Below are 434 nucleotides of genomic sequence, written 5' to 3'. Positions count from 1 at the left end.
GAATTAGCGCAGTGAGATAGCACGCAGCCTACATCCCCAGCTGCCCCTCGATCGCCGCCTTGTCGATCACCGACCAGACTTCACGCACCTTTCCATCCTCGAGCCGGTAGAACACGTTCTCCGCAAAGGTGAGGCGCCGGCCGTTGACCGGCAATCCCATGAATATCCCAACGGGCGTGCAATCGAAGGTAAGGCGGGCGGCGATGTAAGGCGGATCGGCGGCGAGCAGTTCGATGCTGAAGCGAAGGTCGGGGATTTCGCGATAATCCTGCTCCAGCATGGCGCGATAGCCGGCCACGCCGAACGGCCGGCCATTGTGATGGGCGTCGGGATGGACGAAGGCGTCGAGCCGGGGCCAATCCCGTGCATTCAGGCAGGCGATGTATTGACGGTAAATCTCTTCCAGCTTGTCCTTTGTCACAGTGGTACCATTC

At 60.4% G+C, this 434-nt stretch carries 1 protein-coding gene; it reads right to left on the bottom strand.

All coding sequences use genetic code 11. The features are described 5' to 3' along the window. Positions 1–28: 28 nt before the first annotated feature. Positions 29–421 carry an ester cyclase gene (locus tag AC1DIX_RS27920; RefSeq protein WP_477328610.1) on the bottom strand — a complete coding sequence of 131 codons (393 nt, stop codon included), beginning with the start codon at positions 419–421 and terminating at the stop codon, positions 29–31. Positions 422–434: the final 13 nt, after the last annotated feature.

Source organism: Massilia sp. 05N420 (genome assembly GCF_056397205.1).
Note: the sequence above shows the minus strand (reverse complement) of the source record. Positions and strands in the feature narration are given on the sequence as shown.